The 6,535-nt window shown below is 55.4% G+C and carries 5 protein-coding genes; 2 read left to right on the forward strand and 3 right to left on the reverse strand.

Annotation, left to right across the window (positions count from 1 at the left end):
- Positions 1-29 precede the first annotated feature (29 nt).
- The 3 genes from JXR15_RS18755 to JXR15_RS18765 all read right to left on the reverse strand — a co-directional run bounded on the left by JXR15_RS18755 (position 30) and on the right by JXR15_RS18765 (position 3,252).
- A complete protein-coding gene (locus JXR15_RS18755) occupies positions 30-527 on the reverse strand; it encodes a J domain-containing protein (RefSeq protein ID WP_422054708.1) in 498 nt (165 codons plus the stop codon).
- A 227-nt stretch (positions 528-754) separates the two neighbouring features.
- Positions 755-2,068 (reverse strand): enoyl ACP reductase FabMG family protein, encoded by a 1,314-nt coding sequence (locus tag JXR15_RS18760; RefSeq protein ID WP_422054709.1) that lies wholly within the window; start codon positions 2,066-2,068, stop codon positions 755-757.
- 179 nt (positions 2,069-2,247) lie between these two features.
- A complete protein-coding gene (locus tag JXR15_RS18765) occupies positions 2,248-3,252 on the reverse strand; it encodes a helix-turn-helix domain-containing protein (protein WP_422054710.1) in 1,005 nt (334 codons plus the stop codon).
- A gap of 159 nt (positions 3,253-3,411) precedes the next feature.
- Between JXR15_RS18765 and JXR15_RS18770 the strand changes: the two genes are divergently transcribed.
- Together JXR15_RS18770 and JXR15_RS18775 are read left to right on the forward strand one after the other, a co-directional pair.
- On the forward strand, positions 3,412-4,797 hold the full coding sequence (locus JXR15_RS18770; RefSeq protein ID WP_422054711.1) for an amidohydrolase family protein: 1,386 nt from the start codon (positions 3,412-3,414) through the stop codon (positions 4,795-4,797).
- Between the two features lie 63 nt (positions 4,798-4,860).
- Positions 4,861-6,054, forward strand: coding sequence for a carbohydrate porin (locus tag JXR15_RS18775; RefSeq protein WP_422054712.1), 1,194 nt, complete (start codon positions 4,861-4,863; stop codon positions 6,052-6,054).
- Positions 6,055-6,535: the final 481 nt, after the last annotated feature.

The raw sequence follows: 6,535 nt of genomic DNA on the forward strand, positions 1-6,535 counted from the left end.
TGTGCCGTGCTTTTTAACCGTGGGGCGCCCTAGCGGCAGGTAGAAAAGGCCGGTTGGCGCGAAGCGGCGCTGAGGTGGCGGCGGGTTTCCTCAAAGACAGCGCAGGCGGCGTCGATCAGGCGTTGCTCCTGTGGGCTGCGGTAGGTGCGGCGTTTTGGGAGCGGGGCGTTTGGCGCGGTTTGAGAGGACTTTGCTTCGTGTGTGGCACTATTGGCTGTGCGGGTTTGCCCCGTGCGGGCCCGTTGGGCTTCAGAACGTGCGTTTTTGGTCGCTTGAGCAGCCTGCTGGCGGGCAGGGCGGCGACTCTTGGGGCTTGGCTGCTCGGTTTTTTGCAGACGGTGGTGCGCAACAGCGTCATAGGCCGCATTGATTTCGCCCATGCGCCGCGACGCCTCCTCCGGGTCGGAGCGTGCCAGATCAGGATGGTAGCTGCGCACCAGTTTGCGCCACGCGGTCCGCATCTCTTTGTCGCTGACTTCCGGTGTCACGCCCAAGATTTGGTAGGCTTGTGCAATCTCGTTTTTCATACTCAGGCCTCGTTCCGCGCAGTGCAGTCGTTAATCATTTGGTAATAATTTGAACTACCTTTTCTGCGAGATGTCCGGAAGCGGTGTCGGGCCCGTTGGTTAACACTTTCAAAGGTTAACCTTGATCGGGCTTATTAAAACACTCTGTATCGTAAGACGCTGCTGCAAAAGCAAAAAGCCCCGGCGCAGGGGGCGTCGGGGCTTGCGGTCTTTTGAGGTGTTGGTGATCAGTTCGATTTGATCAGGTGCTGAGCGACCATGTCGTGATCGAGCCAAAGAACTGGACCGTCTGGGTTGCCTGCGGACCCAAAGATCAGCGCACCGGTGGCGTTCACCACGTGCTGGCTGAGCACGTCACTGACCAGCTCTTTACGGTTGCTGTGCAGGGCCACGATGTCTTGGGAGGTGCCGACGGTCATGTCGACCTGATCTGCGGAGTTGTTCATTGGCCATGCGGTGAAGTTGTAGAACGGCTGCATCGCGTCGCTCTGCTGGTAGTCCTGTACGGTCTTCAGCACGCTTTCGAGGGTCACATCGTCTTTCAGCAGGCCTTGGCATTCCGCCCAAAGTGCATCGACCCATGCCCCACCACCTTCGTGGCGCAGCGCTTCCAGCAGTGGCAACAAGGACAGCTCAATCCCAGCAAAGACGTCCGAGGAGTTGGTTCGGATTTCCGGGCAGTTGAAGACAGTGGCTTTGACGCCATTGTCCCAAGCTTTTTGCGCATACTGCTCCAGGTTCATTTTGGCGAAGCCTTGGGTGTAGCTGGTATAGGTCTGCCAGCGGTACTCGCCACCGATCAGCACGCGGGTGCCGTGGTAACCGTAGGCCGAATAGCGCACCTGACCACCGTCGGCTTCGATCTTGCCACGCAGTTCGGCGCTGTGCTCAAGCAAATGGCCAAAGCTGTTGGCGGTGACTTCGTCAAAGTTCTGCAGGATCAGCTTGCCAAGGTCGGCGTCGAGCAGGGCCTGAGAAGACATGTGGCGCGCGCCGCGGCCTTTGTAGATACGATTGGCAATGGCGAGGAAGGCCTTGGCACGTGGAATGCCGCCCGCCATGGTGTGGGCAAAGTGTACGTTTTTGCCAGCAGGAATGTGATCCGCAAGGACGTCCATGACCTCTTTTAGTGCGCCGATGAAGCGGGCAGTGCCAGTCTCGCGGCAGGCGTCAACCTTGTCCCAGTCGAGTTTGAATTCTTGCCAGTTGTCCAGCGTCATCTCTTTGAGCATATCGGTTGGGGTGTCACCACCTTCTGGCGCGTCCATGTCAAAGCCGGCCATCAGCGGAAAGTTGATGATCTTGCCGCCAAGGTTGTCTTCGGCTTGGGCCAATTCCTCGTCCGTGAGGGCGCGCAGGGTGCCGTTGTCTTCTCGGCGGCCCACGGTGATGCCAACAATGGTCATGCCGGCCGCTTTGGCGGCGTCGATCAGGCCTGTGGCGTAGCCGCGTCCAAACAGCTCACCAAAGAGGACAAACACGTCACCCTCACCATAGAGCGTGTTGTTGGGGAGATGTGTCAGAGGGATAGACTGTTCCATTGTGTCTTTCTGTCTTCTGTAGGTGGTGCGGCGGTCGTCAGCCTGCACAAAAATGCGATTTATGTTTAATTGCCTGAGTGGCGCGTAATGGTCAAATCCAGAAACCATTTGAGGGGCGATTGCAACGGGATGTGGGGTTGTCCGAGCACGGTTTTCGACGGGATTTGAGATCCAGCCCGCTAGTTTTGGTTCAGGGTTGCACGGTATTCCCGCGGGGATTGGCCCGTTTGCGAGCGAAAAAAACGGGAGAAATGGGACTGATCTGAATATCCTAGTGCCTGTGCCACGATGGCGACCGAGTATGTCGCGTCCATAAACATTTCTTTGGCAACATCAATGCGGAGACGTTTCAGTTCCCGAGGCAAGGTTGTGTTTTGCAGCCGCAGTGATGCCTTGAGGCGGGGCAGGGACAAACCCAATGCCTCTGCAAAATCCTTTTCGGTGAGGGTGCGGTCATCCAATAGGGGGCGTGCGGCAGTGCGCAAGGTGCTGATGATGGAGACATCTTGTAGGGCTGATGCCACAGAGGTGCTGGGGCGATTGGGCCGATCGTCTTGGGGGTGAACGGGCAGGGTAAGCCAGCTGCTTGGGAACGTGAGTGAGAGACCTGATACATTGGAATGTTTGATGTTGACGCCTGTTGACACTTTGGGAAGCGCCTCCGGGAATGGGGTTTCCAAATGCACCAATTCGGCTTGCCAATGCGCGTGAGACAAATGGCGCAAGGTGCGGATGTGCAACCCCATACCAAACCCTTCTACCTGAACAGGCCTTTGGTGTGTCTGCACCGTGCGTGTAACCGCGTATGTTGCGTGTGGGGCGGTGACCGTCAATTTGTGGCGAACCGAACTCGCTTGTCGCGGGACGTTTAGTAGAAATCGGGTGTAGTAGTCGCCAATAGTGCGTGCATTTTCAAAGGCATCCTGGGTGGGTAGCCATGTTTTCATGTCAAAGGTGTCCGCAACATTGTAACCAAGGTGTGGATCCTTGGCCTTTTCTGCAAGCGTGTTGGTGAGGCCATAGATGATTTCGGCGTGCACGGCTTTTTCAGGATCTCGCAAGTCAGTTCTGGTCAACCCATAGCGCTTTAAGGCTGCGTTGACAGCGCAACCTCGCGCCATGGCGAGGTCCACAAAAGGGCGCAGCAGCTGCACTTTGATAAAGCCGTCGTGTTTGGTAGGCATTGGCCGATGTCCAGGTTGTTGCAACATTACTTTTAGGCCAGTTTTGATGCAATTGTCGGCCAGTTTTTTTGGCGGCTTGGCAAAAAGGGATCGAAAGTGGCCTGTTTTTTGCAACACGTAGAAGTAGAATTGAGGAAATTTCTTCTAGGGAGCGCGAATATGTCCAACCGGTTGTTATCAGGTCTTATGTCTGCCGTCTTCGGCGTGTTTGGCACCTCTCTTGGGGCGCAAGACGCTGTGTCACAAACACTTTTTACAAATGTGCATGTGTTTGACGGTGTGAACGAGGCCCGAATTGAGAATGCCTCGGTGTTGGTGGAAGGCAACCTGATCAAAGCTGTGAGCACGGAGGCAATTGATGCGCCGGATGCCACAGTGATTGACGGCGGCGGACGTACGCTAACGCCGGGATTCATTGAGGCGCACGCCCACCTTATGTTGATGGGGCCGAGCATTCCATTGATGGAAGCAAACGTGACTTGGGAGGATTTTGCAATTCACGGCACTAAGATGGCCGAGATGTATTTGATGCAGGGATTTACCACCGTGCGCGATGCGGGCGGAGGTAATGGCGGGTTGCGGCGCGCCATTGATGGCGGGCAGATCCTTGGGCCGCGGTATTACCCGTCTGCAGCCTTTATTGGCACACGGGGCGGGCACGCCGACTTTGCGAATTTCACCTCTCCTCCAGGCGCGTCCACCAATTTTGGCCGTCTGAACATGGCACAAGAGGCCGACAATGTCGCGGATGTGCAGAAGTTTGGACGTAACAACTTCCGTATGGGTGCAACGCAACTCAAATATATGCAATCCGGCGGCGTGGTGTCTGCTTTCGACCCCTGGCAATTGCTGGCTGGGTCAACCGAAGAGATTAAAGCGGCAGTTCAGGTGGCTGAAGAATACGGCAGCTATGTCATGGCGCATTCCTATCGCAAGGAGGCGATCCTGAGCGCATTGGAAGCCGGTGTTATGTCGATAGAGCATGGGTTCTCATTTGATTGTGAGATTGCCGAAGTGATGAATGCCAAAGGCGCGTTTATCACCACCAACCTGACGGCCTTTGATCCGGGCTTGTTGGAAATCCCGGCCGTGGCCAGCGTGCCAAGCAGCTTGGCCAAGGCCAAATCGGCCTCGGCGACTTTTGCCAATTACATTCCAAACATGCAGGAGTGCCCCGTTAAACGCGCATTCCAGACCGATTGCGTTGGTTCCGTGGCCGCCTGTAACATTCAAATTGCTTATGAGAAGAAGCTGAACAACGACTTCTTTGGACCTTATGCGTCACTGGTAACGCTGACTTCGGTTGGTGGCGAATTGGTTGGACTGTCTGGTGATTTCACCAACCCTTACACTGCCGGCAAGCTCGGCGTGATCGAGGAGGGAGCCTATGCAGATATCCTGCTGGTTGACGGTAATCCTTTGGAAGATTTCTCAGTAGTAGGCACGGGTGACAAGTGGTTTGGAGCGGACCCGCGACCCGCCAGCCCCGAAACATTGCGTCTCATCATGAAAGATGGCGTAATCTACAAGAACACGTTGAATTAATAAAAATATTGCGTCTGCTGATGCACGGTGAGCGCAATCAGATGTCATCAGCGGAGCTGGCTCGTGATTTACAAAACCCTTTGTATGGCAATCGGTGTGGCCGTTGCGACTGCTGAAGGTGCAGCGGCGCAGGAAGGTGGCTTGTCTGGTCCGTCCTCGGTTGCGGCAGATTTGCAGCCGGGTGACGGGCTGACTGATCCACAGCTGCGGTCAGACTTTCCTCGCAATGTGGCGCCAGGCTGGTTTGCCTGGAAAGACGGGCTTGCGGAGAGCGGCTTCAAGTTCAACTTTGACTATCTCGCGCTGGGCCAGTGGAGCAACATGGATGTCGTCGAGGACAGCGCCGCCGGTGGCATGTTCCGGTTTTACGGCAATTGGGCGGCGACCGAGAATGGCAGCCTGACGTTTAAGCTGGAGCACCGGCACGCCTATACTGATGTGGCGCCGCAGAACCTTGGCTTTGCGGCCGGGGCGACGTTTATGCCGGGCACGGCGTTTAACGACAATGGCACTTTGCTAACCAACCTTTTCTGGACGCAGCGGGCGGTCGAAGGCGGATGGAGTTTTCAGGCTGGTCAGATTGATGTGACAGACTTCCTGGATATCTACGGTGCGGTGAGCCCCTATTCGGCGTTCCAGAACCTGTCGTTTAACACCAATCCCACCATCAACGCGCCAAACCCGGGATTGGGCTTGGCGGGCGGTGTGTGGCTTGGGGATACGGTTTACGCGGTGGGCAGTGTGGCCGATGCCAATGCGGCCCCATCTGATCCGGGTTTTGATGTGTTTGATCATGGCAAGTTGTTCAAAAGCTTGGAATTGGGAGTCACCAGTGCGCGCGACCGGATCTATTTTGACAACGTGCATTTGACGCTCTGGCACATTGATGGAGATGCCAGCAAGAGCCGGGCGGAGGACTATGGCGCCAGCTTCTCTGCGGCTTGGTTCGTCGACAATAAATGGCTGCCATTCCTGCGCGCCGGTGTCGCAGATCAAGGCACGGGGCTGTACAAACGCTCTCTGTCTACTGGCCTGGCCTATTACGGTCGCAATACCGACGCGGCTGGCGTGGGGTTGAACTGGGCGGAGAGCGCCACTTCCACGCAGACGCAATTTACAGCGGAGCTGTTTTACCGCTTCTCGCTGTCGTCCGGCCTGCAGATTACACCTTCCATTCAAGTGATCGACTCCCCCTTGGGCAATCCGGGGCTGGGCACTGTGACCGTGCTCGGCTTGCGGACGCGGTTGGTTTTCTAAAGACCGTCTGCGTATGTGTGAGTCGGCGCTGTCAGCGCGCGACCTGTTTCCGGGATTATTTGACCGGTACGAAATGTCACACCTTCAAATAGGCCGATGTTAGCGCCGCCATTTTTGCCAGTGTGCTAATTTGTCGTGTTTCAATAAGTTAACAAAATCTAACCAAGCCCTTAAAAATAGGGGTTTTCTGGTTGGTGCTTGAAAGAATTTTACAAAATTGACGCTGTGAAGGGAAAAAAATTTACAGATTTTTTGTTTTATTTCCGTGCTTTGTTTCCTTGTTTTCACAAATCCCTATTCTGGCCTCGGGGTCTTGAGCCACATGGCTTGAGTGAGGAGTTTTTTGAGATATTGACCGAGGGAGGAGCCTTCATGTCGTTGGACACCAATGCATCCACCAGCTCGTTGCCATCCGCAGAGCTAACCAAAGACGCACATATTGATACCGCCAAATACGATGAGATGTACGCTGCATCGATGT

Source organism: Shimia sp., assembly GCF_049116215.1.
In the GTDB taxonomy this organism is placed as follows: domain Bacteria; phylum Pseudomonadota; class Alphaproteobacteria; order Rhodobacterales; family Rhodobacteraceae; genus Shimia.

What these genes read in the sequence shown, in the direction of transcription:
- JXR15_RS18755 (WP_422054708.1), bottom strand. Translation starts at nt 527, where the DNA reads ATGAAAAACGAGATTGCACAAGCCTACCAAATCTTGGGCGTGACACCG.
- JXR15_RS18760 (WP_422054709.1), bottom strand. Translation starts at nt 2,068, where the DNA reads ATGGAACAGTCTATCCCTCTGACACATCTCCCCAACAACACGCTCTAT.
- JXR15_RS18765 (WP_422054710.1), bottom strand. Translation starts at nt 3,252, where the DNA reads ATGCCTACCAAACACGACGGCTTTATCAAAGTGCAGCTGCTGCGCCCT.
- JXR15_RS18770 (WP_422054711.1), top strand. Translation starts at nt 3,412, where the DNA reads ATGTCCAACCGGTTGTTATCAGGTCTTATGTCTGCCGTCTTCGGCGTG.